Annotated in this window: 16 protein-coding genes and 1 riboswitch; of the genes, 7 read left to right on the top strand and 9 right to left on the bottom strand. The window is 66.6% G+C overall.

Translation table 11 applies throughout. The features are described from left to right. Nucleotides 1-4: 4 nt before the first annotated feature. The 7 genes from JKL46_RS09835 to JKL46_RS09805 are packed head-to-tail and all read right to left on the bottom strand — an operon-like array spanning nt 5 to nt 7,952. On the bottom strand, nt 5-637 hold the full coding sequence (locus JKL46_RS09835; protein ID WP_201832394.1) for a precorrin-8X methylmutase: 633 nt from the start codon (nt 635-637) through the stop codon (nt 5-7). After that, nucleotides 634-1,926 carry a precorrin-3B synthase gene (gene cobG, locus JKL46_RS09830; RefSeq protein WP_201832392.1) on the bottom strand — a complete coding sequence of 431 codons (1,293 nt, stop codon included), beginning with the start codon at nt 1,924-1,926 and terminating at the stop codon, nt 634-636. The genes JKL46_RS09835 and cobG overlap by 4 nt, the downstream gene beginning before the upstream one ends. Continuing rightward, a complete protein-coding gene (gene cobN / locus JKL46_RS09825; protein ID WP_201832390.1) occupies nt 1,923-5,483 on the bottom strand; it encodes a cobaltochelatase subunit CobN in 3,561 nt (1,186 codons plus the stop codon). The genes cobG and cobN overlap by 4 nt, the downstream gene beginning before the upstream one ends. A gap of 1 nt (nt 5,484) precedes the next feature. Next, nucleotides 5,485-6,522, bottom strand: coding sequence for a cobalamin biosynthesis protein CobW (gene cobW / locus JKL46_RS09820; RefSeq protein ID WP_201832388.1), 1,038 nt, complete (start codon nt 6,520-6,522; stop codon nt 5,485-5,487). Between the two features lie 27 nt (nt 6,523-6,549). After that, a complete protein-coding gene (locus JKL46_RS09815; RefSeq protein WP_201832386.1) occupies nt 6,550-6,942 on the bottom strand; it encodes a DUF1636 family protein in 393 nt (130 codons plus the stop codon). 3 nt (nt 6,943-6,945) lie between these two features. Beyond that, nucleotides 6,946-7,764 carry a CbtA family protein gene (locus tag JKL46_RS09810; RefSeq protein ID WP_201832384.1) on the bottom strand — a complete coding sequence of 273 codons (819 nt, stop codon included), beginning with the start codon at nt 7,762-7,764 and terminating at the stop codon, nt 6,946-6,948. A gap of 11 nt (nt 7,765-7,775) precedes the next feature. Continuing rightward, nucleotides 7,776-7,952 (bottom strand): CbtB domain-containing protein, encoded by a 177-nt coding sequence (locus JKL46_RS09805; protein WP_201832383.1) that lies wholly within the window; start codon nt 7,950-7,952, stop codon nt 7,776-7,778. A 31-nt stretch (nt 7,953-7,983) separates the two neighbouring features. Continuing rightward, a riboswitch (cobalamin riboswitch) is annotated at nt 7,984-8,168 on the bottom strand. Nucleotides 8,169-8,272: 104 nt separating this feature from the next. Between JKL46_RS09805 and cobO the strand changes: the two genes are divergently transcribed. Together cobO and JKL46_RS09795 are read left to right on the top strand one after the other, a co-directional pair. Next, the gene (gene cobO, locus JKL46_RS09800; protein WP_201832381.1) at nt 8,273-8,878 is read left to right on the top strand and encodes a cob(I)yrinic acid a,c-diamide adenosyltransferase; all 606 of its coding nucleotides are present in this window, start codon (nt 8,273-8,275) and stop codon (nt 8,876-8,878) included. Further along, nucleotides 8,879-10,336: a cobyric acid synthase gene (locus JKL46_RS09795; RefSeq protein ID WP_246529228.1), complete on the top strand. Its 1,458-nt coding sequence runs from the start codon at nt 8,879-8,881 to the stop codon at nt 10,334-10,336. Here JKL46_RS09795 and cbiB read toward each other — a convergent pair. Beyond that, on the bottom strand, nt 10,323-11,309 hold the full coding sequence (gene cbiB / locus JKL46_RS09790) for an adenosylcobinamide-phosphate synthase CbiB (RefSeq protein WP_201832373.1): 987 nt from the start codon (nt 11,307-11,309) through the stop codon (nt 10,323-10,325). The genes JKL46_RS09795 and cbiB overlap by 14 nt on opposite strands. 11 nt (nt 11,310-11,320) lie before the next feature. Between cbiB and cobD the strand changes: the two genes are divergently transcribed. After that, a complete protein-coding gene (gene cobD / locus JKL46_RS09785) occupies nt 11,321-12,325 on the top strand; it encodes a threonine-phosphate decarboxylase CobD (protein WP_201832364.1) in 1,005 nt (334 codons plus the stop codon). A gap of 332 nt (nt 12,326-12,657) precedes the next feature. Here the strand turns inward: cobD and JKL46_RS09780 are convergent, their stop codons facing one another. Beyond that, nucleotides 12,658-12,918: a hypothetical protein gene (locus tag JKL46_RS09780; protein ID WP_201832356.1), complete on the bottom strand. Its 261-nt coding sequence runs from the start codon at nt 12,916-12,918 to the stop codon at nt 12,658-12,660. A gap of 195 nt (nt 12,919-13,113) precedes the next feature. Between JKL46_RS09780 and JKL46_RS09775 the strand changes: the two genes are divergently transcribed. The 4 genes from JKL46_RS09775 (at nt 13,114) to JKL46_RS09760 (ending at nt 16,111) form a co-directional block, all read left to right on the top strand. Next, nucleotides 13,114-13,407: a DUF6894 family protein gene (locus JKL46_RS09775; RefSeq protein ID WP_201832355.1), complete on the top strand. Its 294-nt coding sequence runs from the start codon at nt 13,114-13,116 to the stop codon at nt 13,405-13,407. Nucleotides 13,408-13,760: 353 nt separating this feature from the next. Next, nucleotides 13,761-14,393, top strand: a complete 633-nt coding sequence (locus JKL46_RS09770; RefSeq protein WP_201832350.1) for a response regulator — start codon at nt 13,761-13,763, stop codon at nt 14,391-14,393. A 212-nt stretch (nt 14,394-14,605) separates the two neighbouring features. Then, on the top strand, nt 14,606-14,788 hold the full coding sequence (locus JKL46_RS09765) for a hypothetical protein (protein ID WP_201832348.1): 183 nt from the start codon (nt 14,606-14,608) through the stop codon (nt 14,786-14,788). A 45-nt stretch (nt 14,789-14,833) separates the two neighbouring features. After that, nucleotides 14,834-16,111, top strand: a complete 1,278-nt coding sequence (locus JKL46_RS09760) for a BatD family protein (RefSeq protein WP_201832342.1) — start codon at nt 14,834-14,836, stop codon at nt 16,109-16,111. Nucleotide 16,112: the final 1 nt, after the last annotated feature.

Below are 16,112 nucleotides of genomic sequence, written 5' to 3'. Positions count from 1 at the left end.
CGGCTCACTCGACCGGGTTGGCGAGGGCATTGACGGCCGCGGCCGCCATGGCGCTGCCGCCGCGCCGCCCGTGCACCACGAGATACGGCACGCGGCCGTCGCGGGAGAGCGCGTCCTTCGATTCCGCCGCGCCGATGAAGCCGACCGGGATGCCGATCACGGCGGCGGGCTTCGGCGCGGCGGCATCGAGCATTTCGAGGAGATGAAAGAGCGCGGTCGGCGCGTTGCCGAACACCACCAGCGCACCCTCGAGCCGCTCGCGCCACAGTTCCATCGCGGCGGCGGAGCGCGTGGTGCCCAGTTCCGCCGCGAGGGCGGGAACGCGTGGATCGTCGAGAGTGCAGATCACCTCGTTCTCCGCCGGCAGCCGCGCGCGGGTGATGCCGTTCGCCACCATCTTGGCATCGCACAGGATCGGTGCGCCGCGTCGCAGCGCCGCCTCCGCCTTGTCGGCGAAATCGGCGGAGAGGTCGACATCGCGGGGCAGGTCCGTCATGCCGCAGGCATGGATCATGCGCACCACGACCCGCTCCGCCGCGCCGGAAAAGCGCGAGAGATCGGCCTCGGCACGGATGATCGCGAACGAGCGGCGATAGATCTCGGCGCCCTCGCGGATATAGTCGCGGGTTCTGCTCATCGCATGCGCTCCGGAAAGGCGCGGCGCAGTTCGGCGGCGTTCGGCAATAAGCGGTTCATAATCTCGTCGATGGAAAGGTGAAGAGAGGAAACGTCGCGGGCGGTCCCGTTCGGCACGATGTCATAGCGGCCGTCGGCCCGGCCGACCAGCGTCAGATCGGCCCGACCGGGATGGGCGCAGCCCTTCGGGCAGCCGGAGACGTGAACGGTGGTGCCTTGCGGCAGAAGATCGCCACAGGTGCCTGCAAGGCGCGAAGCGTCGGCAGGCGCGGCAACCAGGGCATTGGCGCAATCCGGCTTGCCGGGGCAGGCGAGGAACGACAGGCGGGAATCGCTCGCTTCGGTGATGAAGCCGGCGCGGGATGCTTCCGCAATCAGCGTTGATGCATCCCTGTCCGCAATGCCCGGCAGCAGGATCCCGCGCGTAAACGAAAAATGGATCTCGCCATTGCCGAAGCGCTTGCTCCAATGAGCTGCCTGCTCCAGCTGATCGCTGCTGCAGCGCCCGAAAGTAAGCGCGAGCAGCACGGCTTTTCCGCTCCGGGTCTGGAATACACCCGCGCGTTGCGGCACCGGGCGTTGGGGCGGAACGGCGGGCGGTTCGAGCCCTGCCTGCTCGACGATCTCTCGAACGAGCTCCGGTGCCAGATCGCGCAGCCGACCTGCCTCGGTTCTCCCTTCGCGACGCATTCGCGCAAAGCCGGAAACGATGGAAGTCGCCGCCGCCGGAGCCCGCTTGAGGGAACATGTGCCGATATTGCGCGGGCCATCTGCAGAGGCTGTGCTGAAGGCTACGGTATCACCGCCCTCCGCCGCCAGATGAAGATCGGCGCCAATCGCGTCGAGAGGCATCGAGCCGCCGCCATCGACCGCAACGAAGAACTTGGCCGGCAGGCCATCGACGGAGACCGTCTCGCTCTCGATTGCTTCGGCCAGAACGAGGGCGTCGAAACGATCATGGGGATCGAGACCGGCGAGCGGCGAGACCGCGGTCAGCCGGTTCGGGCCGTCGCCCTCCGGTTCGGCAAGTCCCTCACTTTCGAGGAGCGCGAGCAACGCGGGATAGATCTCGTCATTCACCCCGCGAATCTGCAGATTCCCGCGGGCGGTGACGTCGAGATGGCCGTTGCCGAATTTGCCTGCAGCCTCCGCGATGAGGCGAGCCTGATTGGCTGTGAGCCTGCCGCCGAAGGGGTGCAGGCGCACGAGAAGGCCGTCGCCGGTTTCCATCGGGCGGCGGACTCCGGGGCACCATCCGCGGCGGCGGTTTGGGATCGACAGCGCGCTCATTCGGCCGCCTCCTTCCGACCATCGTCGAAAAAGGCTGCAACGGAATTGAGGCGGCTTTCCCACAGGCCGCGCCGGCGGGCATCGGCCAGGCGGTCGCAGATGGCCTGCGCGGCGGGAGGATTGGCGTCCTCGATCTGCTTCCAGGTCGGCTCGTCGGCGATCAGGGTGCTGAAGACGAGATCCAGGGTCGTCGAGGGGACGGAATCTGTCGTTGCGGCGAAAGCGAACAGCGCATCGACGCCCTGCGCGATCTCGGCCGCGCCGCACCAGCCATGGCGCAGCTGCCCTTCGATCCAGCGCGGATTGGTCAGGCGTCCGCGCACGAGGCGGTCGATATCTTCAGGCAGCGTGCGGGCTTTCGGCACCTGCGGATTGCTGGTGTCGAGGCTATAGAGGGCAGGCGAGGAGCCGAGCGCCTTGGCCGCTGCCGCGAAGCCGCCAATGGCGTCGGCGGCTGAATCGCCGTCGAGGATATCGCGCTCGGCGACGTCGCTCGCATGAACGAAGGCCTCGGCCTGTCCCACGCGCTGCGGAAAGCTTTCATCCGCATGGGCCTCGCCGGCGGAGCCGAAAGCGTGGGAGGTGCCGTCGAGATAGGTACGGCCGAGATCGTCCTTCGTCTCCCATTCGCCATCGAGCGCCTGTGCCGACACGCCGGCCCCGTAGGTGCCCGGCGCCGAGCCGAAAACGCGCGACAGCGTCTCGCCCCGCCGTCGGGCGGCGGCGAGCTCGTTCCATTCATCGTCCTCGCTCAGCGCCGCAACGGCGCGGGCGGCCCGGTCGAGCAGGGCGATCTGATCGGGGAAGGTGTCGCGGAAGGCGCCGGAGACGCGGAGCGTCACGTCGGCACGCGGCCGGTCGAGGAGCGGCTGCGGCACGATCTCGAAGCCGGTGACGCGGGTGGAGGCATGGTCCCAGGTCGGGCGCACGCCCATGAGCGCAAGCGCATGGGCGATGTCCTCGCCGCCGGAGCGCAGGGTCGGCGAGGCCCAGAGATCCATCACGATCCGGCGCGGCCAGTCGCCTTCCTCCTGCAGATGTCGGCGAACCACTTCGGCCGCCGCGCGCGCGCCGAGTTCGGTCGCGGCGCGGGTCGGGATCGCGCGCGGATCGAGGGTCGCAAGGTTGCGGCCGGTGGGCAGCACATCGGTCTGGCCGCGCGAGGGCGAGCCGGAAGGACCGGGGACGACGAAACGGCCGTCGAGGGCGTTCAGCAATCCCTCGCGCTCGCCTGCAGCGCATGCCTCGAAGCCGGCCGGGGCGCTGCCGAAGACGTGAAGCCCGTCACGGATCGTGACCTCGCCGAGATCGCACAGATGGGCGTCAAGGCGGGTCAGGGCCTCGTCCATGGGCATGCCGTCGTCGACGCCGCAGGCGGCGGCCAGCCCGCTTGCGCTGGCGCGCTCCAGGATCTCCTTCGCCACGAGTTCGGCGCGCCCGGGGTGCAGCACCTGCGCGGAGGAGAATTCCTCGACCAGTTCGCGCAAGGCGCCCGCCTCGCCATCAAGACCAGACTGCATCGTCGGCGGCGTGAGATGGCCGATGGTGACGGCACCGATGCGGCGCTTGGCGGGCGCAGCCTCGCCGGGATCGTCGACGATGAAGGGATAGATCACCGGCACCGCGCCCATGGTAAGGCGCGGCCAGCAGACCGTCGAAAGCGCCACCGCCTTGCCGGGCAGCCATTCGGTTGTGCCGTGGGTGCCGAGATGCACGAGTGCGTGGATGCGTTCGAGCGCGCGCAGGCCATAATAGAAGGCGAGGTAGCCGTGGCTCGGGGGACATTCGGGATCGTGATAAAAGCCCTTGCGGTCGAGGCCGTGCCCCCGGTCGGGCTGCAGCGCCACGAAAATCTTTCCCGCGCGGATCGCGCGGAAGCGGAAAGCACCGATGTCGAAGGCGGGATCGTTTTCTGGCCGGCCCCACCGCTCGTCGATGGCGGCACGCTGTTCGGCGGGAAGGGCGTCGAGCCATCTGCTGTAGGTGGATAGCGGCACCGCGAACGACGCCACCGCTTCGGTGAGACGCGGCATCAGCGCGTCGCCGGTGAAATCTCGCCTCGCGTCATAACCGGCTTCTTCGAGGCTATCCAGGATCGCGCAGGCGCTGGCCGATGTATCGAGCCCGACTGCGAAGCCGGCACGCCCACCGCGCGCAGGATAATCGGAGAGGATCAGTGCGAGCCGCCGCTCGTGCCGCGGCGTACGGGCGAGGCTTGCCCAGGCTGCGGCCATGCCCGCGACGCTGTCGATGCCGGCCAGATCGGGGGCCTGCACGCGGCGCGAGAAGGCGAGCGCCGGATCCGCGGTCTCTTCGGCCTTGAACGAAATGGGACCGGCGGCGATGCGGCCGTCGAATTCGGGGAGGGCGATCTGCATGGCGAGGTCGGCGGAGGAAAGACCGCGTGTCGACGCCGCCCAGGCCTCTTTCGCGCTGCCGACCGGGATCGCCTGGAGGATCGGGCAATCGGCCTCGTCGAGCACGAAGCTCTCGTCGTCGCGCGAGGAGAAGGCGGTTGTCGTCGCGATCACATCCGGGCGCCGTGCCTGAATGGCGCGCCGAACGACCGCGACCGCTTCCGGATCCTTCAGGCTCGAGACAGCAAGCACGAGCGGATCGATGCCGCGCTCGGCGAGGGCTGCCGAAAGGGCTTCGATGGCTTTGGTATCGCCTGCGAGAATGGCGGAGCGATAGACGAGGAGATGGGCGAGGGGGCGCTCGTTGGAAAGGCGGGCAAGAGCTGTTTCGGGTTCGATGATGGCGCCAAGCCCTCCTCCCCCTTTTGGGGAGGAGTTGGAGGTGGGGGTGTGAGCGCCATGCTGGTCCAGTTCAGCGCCGGCACCCCCTCCCTTAATCCCTCCCCACAAGGGGGAGGGAGAAGTCACTCTAACCTCATCCTGAGGAGGCTGCGCAGCAGGCGTCTCGAAGGATGATCCGGTGCACTCTGGAACCTCCTTCGAGACGGGCCTAGCGGCCCTCCTCAGGATGAGGTTGGAGTGATGGGAAAGAGGATTGGGCACCCACGCAAACGCACGCGGAGCGGCACGCGGCGGCTCTATCGCCTGATCGTTCTCACCGATCTCCATGCCAATGCGCGCAAGCAACCGGCGCATGTTGTCGATGCCGCCGGCCTGGAAATAGGCTTCCAGGTCGTCGCACAGCGCTTGGGGCACGGTGGCGTAGGATGCGAGCCGCGGATCGGGACGGTCGTCGCCCGGCAGCACGGCGATCTTCACGCCATAGGAGCGGCAGGCCTGGAACAGGTGCTCGATGCCATAGCGCCAGTAATCGAGGCCGCCGAGACAGCGCACGAGGACGAAGCGCGCCTTGGCGGCGGTCTTCTCGATGTAGAGATCGACCGAAAGGGGGTGGCGCAGGCGGCGCAGGGAGGCGAGGCGGAGCGATGCGCCGCCCGCCCTCAGCCGATGCGCCGCCGCGAGCGCGCCGAGGTCACTGTCCGCGAAGGAGAGGACGACGATATCCCCCGGCGGCTGCTGGAGGTCGATGGCCTCCGAGCCTTCGTCGAGGGAAATCGCTGTGACCGGAAGGAGGTGCATCTCATCCTGCGCGCAAGGCGATTTCGACGGCCTTCACATCGAAGCCTTTGAGGCCGATCACCACCAGGCGTCCGTCGCGCGCCTCGCCGGCCTTCCAGGGCCGGTCGAAATGATGCGCCACACGCTGTCCTACGCCCTGGACCACGAGACGCAGAGGCTTGCCGTCCACGGGCGCAAATCCCTTGATGCGCAGCACGCCGGCCGCTTCCGCAGCGCGCTCGACGCGGGCGACGAGCGCCTCCGGGGTCGCGACGGGGTCGACCGGGATCGCGACGCTGTCGAAATCGTCGTGGTCGTGGTCTTCGCCCGTTTCATGATGGGAGGGACGGGAATCGAGATCGGCTTCCGCCGCTGCGCCCATGCCGAGGAGAACGGTCGGGTCCACCTTGCCGTGCGCGGTCTCGATCACTTTTACGGCGCGGGGCAGGTGTTCCTCGATCTCGGCCAAAACCTTGCTTTTGTCGTCGGCCTCCATCTGGTCGGTCTTGTTGAGGATGATGAGGTCGGCGCAGAGGAGCTGATCCTCGAACACCTCCTCCAACGGATTCTCGTGATCGACGGAGGAATCCGCCGCGCGCTGCGCTTCGAGCGCCTCCGGATCGTCCGCGAAGGCGCCCGAGGCGACGGCCGGCCCGTCGACCACGGCGATGACGCCATCGACCGTGACGCGGGAGCGGATGTCCGGCCAGTTGAAGGCGCGCACCAGCGGCTTCGGCAGGGCGAGGCCCGAGGTCTCGATCAGGATGTGCTCAGGGGGATTGGGCCGGTTGAGCAGGGTGTTCAGGGCCGGGACGAAATCGTCGGCCACCGTGCAGCAGATGCAGCCATTGGGCAGCTCGACGATGTCGTCCTGCGTGCAGCCTTCGATGCCGCAGCCCTCGATGAAGGAGCCGTCGAAGCCGAGATCGCCGAACTCGTTGACGAGAACGGCGATGCGGCGTCCGCCCGCATTTTCCAGCAGGTGGCGCACCAGCGTCGTTTTTCCGGCACCGAGGAAGCCGGTGACGATGGTGCAGGGGATCTTTTGCAGATCGCTCATGTGAGTCGAGCCTTTCGGCGGCTCTGTTTAAGCCGCGTTTGTCTTGAAGGGAGGAATGCGGGCGACCACGCCTTTGCGGAAGGCTTCCGGACGCTCGCGCCATGGCACGAGGCCGTCGGTCGTCGCCGCATAAAGGCGAAGCCCGTCGAGGATGGTCTCGACCGAGGTGTCCGGGTTCAAATCGCCATAGATATAGGTCCAGCGTCCGGGACCGGAGACGGCGACGGTGCATGGGCGCTTGCAGACGGAGAGGCACTCGACCGCCTCAACGCGCACCTTCGGGGCGTCGGGACGGGCGAGCGCGTCCGTCAGCGCCCGGTGAAGGATCGCACCGGGCCGGAGCGCCTTGTCGTCCGGGCCACCCGCCTGACGGCAGGTGACGCAGACATGCAGGCAGATCTCCTCATGGGATGAGGTCATGGGCTAAACGGCCTTGCGTTCGCCGCTGACCGGAAGCGCCTGAGAGCGGAGTCCTGATGTCGTCCGGTCTTCCTGCCGAACCCAGTACCAGCCGAGGCTTAGTCCAAGGGTCGCCCAGAAGGCGAACGCGACGGCAAGCGAACGCGCCGCGAATTGTGCGGCAAGGACGGCCGGAACGTCACTGGCCGCAGCCGCCGCATGAGGTGCCCCGATGATGTGAGGGAACACGATCGCCAGGAGGCCGATGGCGATGGCCGCGTGATGGCGCACATTCGTCACGAGGTAGAGGCCGAGGCCTGTTCCGAGGGCGGTGCAGACCCACCAGATCTGCCGTTCGGCGAGATGCGCGCCTCCCATGCCGGGAAGCTCCGGGGGAAGCCCGACCGCGGGCGCGAGATTGACGGCGACAAAGCCGCCGATCGCCCACCGCAAGGCGGTTTGCGGGTTGAACTCTCGACCCGAGGCGAGAAGCAGGGCTGCGAGAATCGCCGCATAGCCGACACCGCTGACCAATGTGGCAAGGGCCGTGAACGCTATCCTAGGAAAGCCTTCGCCGGGTTCCCATCCGCCTTCTTCCGCATCGGCGTGGGCCTCTTGCCCATGAGCCAAGTGCAGTTGGGCGGAGTGCAGTTGGGCCGAATGCACGTGAGCCAACTGCACCAAGCCGCCATATCCGGTGGCCTGGGCCTGCGGCCCGGCGGACTTTTCGAATGTCTCGGCCTCGAGAATCAACGGAGACGTCAGGAAAGTTTGGAGGGTCGCAGCCACGCAGGCAGCCAGAAACCCAGCGACCAAGGCCGCTTTCAGAACTCGCATGATCATGGGAGCCCCTCTCAGTGGCAGGGGAAGTTATGCGAGTGGCGCCAGTCATGCGCCGCGTTGTGCAGCGTTTCAGGCGAAGCGAATCCCGAAATGAAAACGAGAGCGATGCCGAAGGTCGCGGCTGCGAGGATGGCCACGAGACGTTGGGACGACGCGGCGACGGGAGCTTGCTTGATCAGAGTCGACATAGATACCTCTTGGCCACCCCTCCGGCGGCATTTGGGTTGCACGATGACGGCAGGTCTCCTGGCTCGCGGGTCGATGCATTTCGCCGCCTTCCCGGGCTTTTTTGCCCAGTGGCATTGGGAGCGAAGGCTCGCCGCTTACAGTTGCGGGGGCAGCCGCGGTTTCTCACCGCATTCCCTTTTCACCCCGTCTCCGGGGCACCGTCTGTGACATCCTTACCGGTGCGAAGGAGATCTTTCAAGCCTGACCATGTGGGAGGCAGCCTTGAAATCGGCCGCGCGGCTGTTCATGGTGCGGCCCATTCATGCGAAGGCAGGTCGGGATGAGCCAGGACGAAGAGGCGCGACACCGCGCCAAGATGATCAAGCGCAAGGAAGTCCAGGACCGCGAGGTCGCCTCGAAGACCGTCGAGAAGGGGCTTCTCATCGTCCACACCGGCCCGGGCAAGGGCAAGTCGACGGCTGCCTTCGGGCTCATGCTGCGGGCGCTCGGCCGCGGCTTTCATGTGGGCGTGGTGCAGTTCATCAAGGGCGCCTGGGAAACCGGCGAGCGACTGGCGCTCGAGCGGTTCTCCGATCAGGTCGAGTGGCACACCATGGGCGAGGGCTTCACCTGGGAGACGCAGGACCGCTCCCGCGACGTGGCGGCCGCCGAGCGGGCCTGGGCGAAAGCCAAGGAGCTGATGGCGCGAGAGGATATCCGCCTCCTCGTGCTCGACGAGCTCAACATTGCGCTGCGCTATGAATACCTGGACTTGGCAGAGGTGGTTGAAACCCTGCGGCAGCGCCGGCCGAATCTCCATGTGGTCGTTACCGGTCGCAACGCGAAGCCGGAACTGATCGAGGCCGCGGACCTCGTGACCGAGATGAATCTGGTGAAGCACCATTTCGCCGCCGGCGTGAAGGCGCAGGAAGGCGTGGAGTTTTAGATGCGCGCCCTGATGGTGCAGGGCACCGGCTCCAACGTGGGCAAGTCGCTCCTGGTGGCGGGCCTGTGCCGGGTCTTCGCGCGCAGGGGCATGAAGGTACGCCCCTTCAAGCCGCAGAACATGTCGAACAATGCCGCCGTGACGGTCGATGGCGGCGAGATCGGCCGCGCCCAGGCGCTGCAGGCAAGGGCGGCGGGCGTCGCGCCCAGCGTCCACATGAACCCGGTGCTGCTCAAGCCCCAGAGCGAGATCGGCTCGCAGGTCGTCGTGCAGGGACGGGTCGTCGGCTCGGCGAAGGCGCGCGAATATCAATCCTGGAAGCCGCGCCTCATGGAGGCGGTGCTCGACAGCTTTTCCAGGCTTTCCGAAGAGGCCGATCTCGTGCTCGTCGAAGGCGCGGGCTCGGCCTCGGAGGTGAATCTCAGGGCAGGCGACATCGCCAATATGGGATTTGCCCGCGCCGCGAACGTGCCCGTGGTGCTCGTCGGCGATATCGACCGGGGCGGCGTGATCGCAAGCCTCGTCGGCACGAAGGCGGTGCTCGACGAGGCCGATGCCGCAATGATCAAGGGCTTCATCGTCAACCGCTTCCGTGGCGATCCGGCCCTGTTCGACGGCGGCATGCGCTTCGTTTCCGAGCGCACCGGCTGGCCGGCATTGGGCCTCGTGCCGCATTTTTCCGACGCCGCACGCCTGCCGGCGGAGGATGGTCTCGGGCTCCGCCGTGAAGGGCGCAAAGGTTCGATCGTCATCGCGGTGCCGGTGACGCCCTGGATCTCCAATTTCGACGATCTCGATCCTCTGCGCGAAGAAGCCGGCGTGAAGGTGATGCTGGTCGAGCCCGGTCAGCCGCTTCCGGCGCAGGCGGCGCTTGTCCTGCTGCCCGGTTCGAAGACCACCATCGACGATCTTCTCTTCATCCGGCAGCAGGGCTGGGACATCGACCTGAAAGCCCATATGCGCCGGGGCGGGCACGTGCTCGGTCTCTGCGGCGGCTACCAGATGCTGGGGATGCGCATCGAGGATCCCCTCGGCATCGAGGGCGAGGCCGGCCGCTCCATCGAGGGACTGGGCCTGCTCCACGTCACGACCACGCTCACCGCGAGGAAGCGGTTGGAGTCGGTGACGGGAAAGACGCTCGCCGATGACACGCCGCTTTCCGGATACGAGATGCATATCGGCGAGACATCGGGGCCCGATGCTTCGGCACGTCCCTTCTCACGACTGGCGAATGGGCAATGCGACGGTGCGGTCTCAGCGGATGGGCGCGTGACCGGAACCTATGTCCATGGCCTGTTCTCAAACGACGGGCAGCGATCGCGATGGCTGCAGATGCTCGGAGCCGAGACGAGCGATCTCGCCTATGAGGCGCTCGTCGACGACATCCTCGACCGCTTTGCCGATCACCTGGAAAGGCATCTCGACTGCGAGCGCCTCTTCGCCCTCAGCGCAAGATAGTCCACGCGCTCAGCGCCGCTCCTGCCGCCAGTGCGAACAGCAATCCGCACGCCGTCCGGTAGAGCGCGAGCGCCCGGTCGATATCGTCCGCATTCGCCTCGGCGCGTCCGTCGCCCATCCAGCGATCCTCGACACGCACGTCGCCATAGACGCGCGGTCCGGCAAGCCGAAGGCCCAGCGCTCCCGCCATCGCGGCTTCGGGCCAGCCGGCATTGGGCGAGCGATGGTGGGAAGCGTCGCGCCGGAGGGCGCGCCACGCGCCTCGCGGTGAGGTTTCCCGATGCAGGCAAGCGGCCGCAACGAGCAGAAGCGCGGTGAGGCGCGAGGCGGGGAGATTCACGAGATCGTCGAACCTTGCCGCCGCCCAGCCGAAGGCCTCGTGCCGCGGCGTGCGGTGGCCGATCATGCTGTCGGCGGTGTTGGCGGCCTTGTAGAGCACGGCGCCCGGCAAGCCGCCGAGCCCGAGCCAGAAGGCCGGCGCGACGATGCCGTCGGAAAAGTTTTCGGCAAGGCTTTCGATCGCGGCGCGCGACACGCCCGCCTCGTCCAGGCTCTGCGGGTTTCTGCCGACGATCATCGACACGGCCTTGCGTCCGCCCGCGATCCCGCCCTCGCGCAGTCCGTTCGACACCGCCGCCACGTGCTCATGCAGGCTGCGCTGCGCGATGAGGCTGCTCGCGAGGATCGCCAGAACCGCGATGCCGATCACGCGGAGCGGCAGGAGGAGAGCTTGCAGAGCCCAGGCCGCCGCGCCCGTGATGGCCAGAAGGATCAGGAGAGCCAGGATCCCGGCGGCGCGACGGCGGCCGAAAGACCACTCATCCCGGTTGAGGACTCGGTCGAGCCCCTTGATCAGCCGACCGATCCAGGTGACGGGATGGCCGATCCGCGTGTAAAGGCCATCCGGATAGCCGATGGCCGCCTCTGCCGCGAGAGCGAGGGGCAGGATCAGGAGGCTGTCGGGAAGAACCATGGGTGCATCGAATGGGTGAGGCGCGGATCTGGCATGGGGGCGATCTCGACGAGGCCCGGCGGCTCTGTCCGCACGCGCCCGAGCCGTGGATCGACCTGTCGACGGGGATCAATCCCATAGCTTATCCCATGCCCGCCTTGCCAGCCTCCTCGTTCGAGCGGCTGCCGTCGCCCGCCGATCACCGGGATCTCGAGGCCGCCGCTGCCGAGGCCTATGGCGCGACGGATCCCGCGCAGGTGGTGGCCGCGCCCGGGACGCAGATCCTGATCAGCCTGCTGCCGTCCCTGTGGCCGCGCTCTCGCGTTGCCGTGCTGGGCCCGACCTATGCGGAGCACGCCCGGGCCTGGCGCGGAGCAGGGCATGACGTTGATGAATTGACCGCGTTTGAAGCGGCTCGCGAGGCCGGCATTGTCGTCCTCGTCAACCCGAACAACCCCGACGGCAGGACGCTCGAGCGTCCGGCCTTGATCGAAGAGGCAGACCGTCTTCGTCGGCGCGGTGGCTGGCTCGTGGTCGATGAGGCCTTTGCTGATTTCGATCCGGGCGAGACGCTTGTGCCGGTTCTGCCGGAGAACGCCATCGTCCTGCGCTCCTTCGGCAAGACCTACGGGCTCGCCGGGATTCGGCTCGGTTTCGCGGTGGCCTCGGCCGGCATGACGGAGCGGCTGCGGATGACGATGGGCCCATGGGCGGTTTCAGGGCCGGCCATCGACATCGGGCGACAGGCGTTGCGGGATCGCGCATGGCGACAGGCGGCGGGCAGGGCGCGGGCGGAGGATGCTGCCCGGCTCGACAGATTGCTTGCGCCGCTCGCGGATGGGGCGCCTCGCGGCACGAGCCTCTACCGTCTCATGGAAAGCCGGCGGGCTCCCGAACTGTTCGTCCATCTGGCGCATCGCGGCATCTGGCTGCGCCGCTTCCAGCACGATCCCAGGCTCCTGCGGTTCGGCCTGCCTGGGAATGAGGCGGCCTGGCAGCGTCTCGAACAGGCGCTCGATGCTTTCCTCGCCATGTAAACCACACAAAAGAAAAGCCGCGAGCGATCTTCCGATCGACTTCGCGGCCTGTGACCGTGCTCAGCCCCGAAACACGGCAGTGTTTTTCAATTATATCTTTGGTGAGCGTTGTCTTTAATTTTCGCACATCAATAATTGCATTCTATAGGCAGATTTATTGCGAAGCGAAATAGCGGGAAATACGTATTTCTCACGGCCAAGCTTGGGAGGGCTTCGCTCGCGGGACGTCGCAAATCTGGAATTGTTGTGATTTCCGTTATCCTGCAAGCGGTTGATCGCTTGGAATTGCTCAGGAATACTTGTCGAGAAAAGACGATTTGCCGCATATAGTCCTAAGGGCGCCGCTTCAGCCGCTTCACGTTGGCGCGCACCTTGCGACGGTATCCTCTGACGACCTTATGGGGCGACCCACCCGTCGCGATGGTGACGGCCGCCTCGGCGAGGGCCGTGACCTTCTCGGTGACCATCAGCAGGTTTTCAGCGGGTGAGCCCTGGCCCATGGCGGCGCGAGAGACGCGGGTCCAGATTACCGACTGAGCCTCCAATGCGAGCATCGTGGTGTCGGTCGCCAGTTTCATCCATGGCAAGATCATCGAAACTCCGGGTGGTGGTTAGGTAACTCCCAAGCTCTATCACACGATCGCACCAAGGCGGAGGGAATGACGGCATCGCGCGCAGGTTGGCCCCGCGTCATGAAGCCTCTCCTGGGGCGCTCCTTTCGAATAGGGCTTGGGGGATTCAGGGTGAATTTTCCCGATTCAGGATGTGGACTACCATCAATCGATAAGATGGCGGAAAGATCCGCCGTCGGTGCAGAGTTCCCGAGGCCAACGATCGTGCCGCGCTACTATATCGATGTCAGAAGCCATTTCGGCATCAACGAAGATCCAAGCGGCATCGAGCTGCCCGACGTCGCCGCCGCACGGATGGAAGCCTTGAAGGTCGCGGAGAAGCTCCTGAAGGGCTGGGCCGCGATGCCGCCGGATTACAGCAGCGACATCATGATCGAGATCGTTGGCGAGGATCTTCGTCCGGTCCTGGTCATTCCCTGCTCGGATATCAGGACGACCACCGGCGACTGACTTTCGCTCAGGGAAGTTGCCCGCATAGGAGAACGGCCGCCACGGCAGCGGTCATCGCTGCGGCGATGAGCCCTCTGTCGACGAGATGCTCCGGCAGGGTGACGCGATCGAACAACCGCTTGATCAAAACATGGCTCGCTCGCAGGCATGAGGTTGGTTCCTCTACCTGTGGCGGGCTTGACCGGATTCAATGTCCCCGCGCGCAGAAGACCGGCAAGAGCCTATCGAACTTTCGACGGATAATTTCATAACATTGCGGGAGCGGATTTTCCCGAAGCCGTTTCAGGGTTTTCCCTAAGTGCTGCAGTCGAGCTTTCACGGTATAGAAGAAGCTCGCGGAGGCATGCGGGCCCATGACGCGTATCCTGATTGCCGACGACCATGATGTTGTGCGCTCTGGCTTGAGCACGATCCTGGGCGGTCAGCCGGGCTGGGAGGTGGTGGCGGAGGCCGAGGACGGGCGCCAGGCGGTGCAGCTTGCCGCCGAGACCAAGCCGGACGTGGCCATCCTCGACTACCAGCTGCCGTCGATGAACGGGGTCGACGCGACGCGCGAGATCCGCGCCGTGCAGCCGCAGACGGAAGTGCTGATCTTCACCATGCACGAGAGCGAGCCTCTGGTGCGCGAGCTGCTCGAGGCGGGGGCGCGCGGCTATCTGCTGAAATCGGACGCGCGCCGCTTCCTGATCGCGGCGGTGGAATCGCTTGCCCGGCACAAGCCGTTCTTCACGGGCCGCGTGTCGGAGACGCTGCTCAATGCCTATCTGGCCCAGGGCCATACCGGCGACGGGGTGCTGACCGCGCGCGAGCGGCGGGTGGTGCAGCTGATCGCCGAGGGGCATTCGAACAAGGAGACGGCGCAGATCTTGGGCCTGAACCTGAAGACGGTGGAGAGCCACCGCTCCTCGGCGATGCGCAAGGTCAACGCCAACTCCACCGCAACGCTCGTCCGCTACGCCATCCGCAACAAGCTCGTCGAACCGTAAGGCGACGCGCGATCAGGGTTTTGCGGGAGGTCGTGTCAGGGTTTCTTTCAGCAGAGGCGAGGGTTTATTCCCGCCGTGGCGGGGTTGCTTCTCATCCTAGGAGGAAAGATGCTTTCGACGGACCAGGGCTCGCGATAACGCCCCCGTTGCGCGAGCGCATGGCGGCACGACGATCCAATTCACGGCCTGATGACAGGAATGCGGAGAATGGAATGCCGAAAGAGCCATCGAAGCCGTCCTCGGAGCCCGACGATGTGGAGGCCGATCGCGAGTTGGACGAGCAACTCGCCGATACCTTCCCGGCCAGCGATCCACCGAAGGTGACGCGCGTTCCGCGCCAGAGCCAGATCGTCGGTGACGAGGACGGCAAGGAAACCGGCGAGGGAGGCCGCTGAGGCGATGATTCATCACGGCACGGGATTAGGTTGAGAGACTTGGCGATGGCTGTACGGGGTGCTCTCGCGGTCGGTTTCATCGCCTTCGCCCTGCCCGTCGGGGCCCAGACCCCAGGGGTTGTGGTGCGGGAAGTGCTCGACCCCGCGCAGGGAGCCGTTATCGGCCAATCCGTCAGCCTTTATGTGGACGTGCTCTTTCCCGACACGATGCCGCGGCCGCCGAGGGTGAAGATCCCGGACGCGCAGGGCGTCCAGGTCATGCGCTTCGAGAGCCAGGGCGTAACGCTCACCGAGAATACGGGCGGGCAGACTTACGTCGGTCAGCGTTTCACCTTCGACATCTTTCCCCGCCGCGGCGGGGCGCTGGCGCTCCCGCCGGCGGAAGTCACCCTGCTCAACGCGGCCGGCGACGTTACCGGATCGGCCAAGGGCAATCCGGTAACGTTGAATGTAACCGTGCCGCAGGGCGTCGACGCGTCCGGGCCCGTGATCGCCTCGACTCGCGTCACGGCCGTGCAAAGCTGGACGCCCGATCCCAGGACGCGCCTCGCGCCCGGCGGCGCCGTCGTCAGGACGATCACGCGCGAGGCGGCGGATGTGCCGGCGCTCGGCATGCCCGAACTCCGTTTCGTGGCGCCGGACGGCGTACGTGCCTATGTCGACCCGCCCGTCAGCGAAGACCGCGCCAACCGGGGCGCCATTACGGGGCATCGCACGGACAAGGTCACTTATGTGTTCGAACGCGCCGGGGCCTTCGAGCTTCCGGCATTGTCGCAGCCCTGGTGGGATCTCGGCACGAAATCGGTGCAATCCGTTCCTCTCACTGGCGCGACGGTGACGATTGCCGCCGCGCCGGATTCGGCCGCATCTCCGGCTGCGGGCCCTTGGAACACGCGCGCGTGGCTGACGGCGGCTGCGATCCTGGCGGCCTTCATCGCGGGCATCGCCATGATCGTTCGCTATGGCTGGCCGTGGGCGCACGAAGCATGGCTCGCATGGCAGCGTCGCCGAGCCGGCTCCGAGCATGCGGCACGGCGCGATCTGTGCCGCGCCGCCCGAACGGGCGATGCGGCTGCGACCTATCGCGCGCTCGGCGTGTGGCGGTCGAGGATGTCGCTGTCCGACGCCGAGGAGGTCGCGGGTCACGAGCCGCTGCGTGCCTTGACGATGCAGTTGGAGCGCTCGCTCTTCGGCCACGGCGGAGAATGGACGCCTGACCTCGGACGGCAACTGGCACATGCCGTGTCGTCCATTCCCAAGCGCACGCCGCGCGCGGCACACGGCTCGGCGCTGCCTCCGCTCAATCCGGTTGCCGGATCATGAG

Origin of the sequence: Microvirga zambiensis WSM3693, assembly GCF_016735695.1 — a bacterium.
GTDB lineage: Bacteria > Pseudomonadota > Alphaproteobacteria > Rhizobiales > Beijerinckiaceae > Microvirga > Microvirga zambiensis.
Note: the sequence above shows the minus strand (reverse complement) of the source record. Positions and strands in the feature narration are given on the sequence as shown.

Bases quoted from the DNA above. Each gene is read 5' to 3' on its own strand.
- cobG (WP_201832392.1), bottom strand. From the start codon at position 1,926: ATGAGCGCGCTGTCGATCCCAAACCGCCGCCGCGGATGGTGCCCCGGA.
- cbiB (WP_201832373.1), bottom strand. From the start codon at position 11,309: ATGGTTCTTCCCGACAGCCTCCTGATCCTGCCCCTCGCTCTCGCGGCA.
- JKL46_RS09835 (WP_201832394.1), bottom strand. From the start codon at position 637: ATGAGCAGAACCCGCGACTATATCCGCGAGGGCGCCGAGATCTATCGC.
- JKL46_RS09795 (WP_246529228.1), top strand. From the start codon at position 8,879: ATGCGCGCCCTGATGGTGCAGGGCACCGGCTCCAACGTGGGCAAGTCG.
- JKL46_RS09810 (WP_201832384.1), bottom strand. From the start codon at position 7,764: ATGATCATGCGAGTTCTGAAAGCGGCCTTGGTCGCTGGGTTTCTGGCT.
- JKL46_RS09770 (WP_201832350.1), top strand. From the start codon at position 13,761: ATGACGCGTATCCTGATTGCCGACGACCATGATGTTGTGCGCTCTGGC.
- JKL46_RS09775 (WP_201832355.1), top strand. From the start codon at position 13,114: ATGGCGGAAAGATCCGCCGTCGGTGCAGAGTTCCCGAGGCCAACGATC.
- JKL46_RS09760 (WP_201832342.1), top strand. From the start codon at position 14,834: ATGGCTGTACGGGGTGCTCTCGCGGTCGGTTTCATCGCCTTCGCCCTG.
- cobO (WP_201832381.1), top strand. From the start codon at position 8,273: ATGAGCCAGGACGAAGAGGCGCGACACCGCGCCAAGATGATCAAGCGC.
- cobN (WP_201832390.1), bottom strand. From the start codon at position 5,483: ATGCACCTCCTTCCGGTCACAGCGATTTCCCTCGACGAAGGCTCGGAG.
- JKL46_RS09765 (WP_201832348.1), top strand. From the start codon at position 14,606: ATGCCGAAAGAGCCATCGAAGCCGTCCTCGGAGCCCGACGATGTGGAG.
- cobW (WP_201832388.1), bottom strand. From the start codon at position 6,522: ATGAGCGATCTGCAAAAGATCCCCTGCACCATCGTCACCGGCTTCCTC.
- JKL46_RS09815 (WP_201832386.1), bottom strand. From the start codon at position 6,942: ATGACCTCATCCCATGAGGAGATCTGCCTGCATGTCTGCGTCACCTGC.
- cobD (WP_201832364.1), top strand. From the start codon at position 11,321: ATGGGTGAGGCGCGGATCTGGCATGGGGGCGATCTCGACGAGGCCCGG.
- JKL46_RS09805 (WP_201832383.1), bottom strand. From the start codon at position 7,952: ATGTCGACTCTGATCAAGCAAGCTCCCGTCGCCGCGTCGTCCCAACGT.
- JKL46_RS09780 (WP_201832356.1), bottom strand. From the start codon at position 12,918: ATGATCTTGCCATGGATGAAACTGGCGACCGACACCACGATGCTCGCA.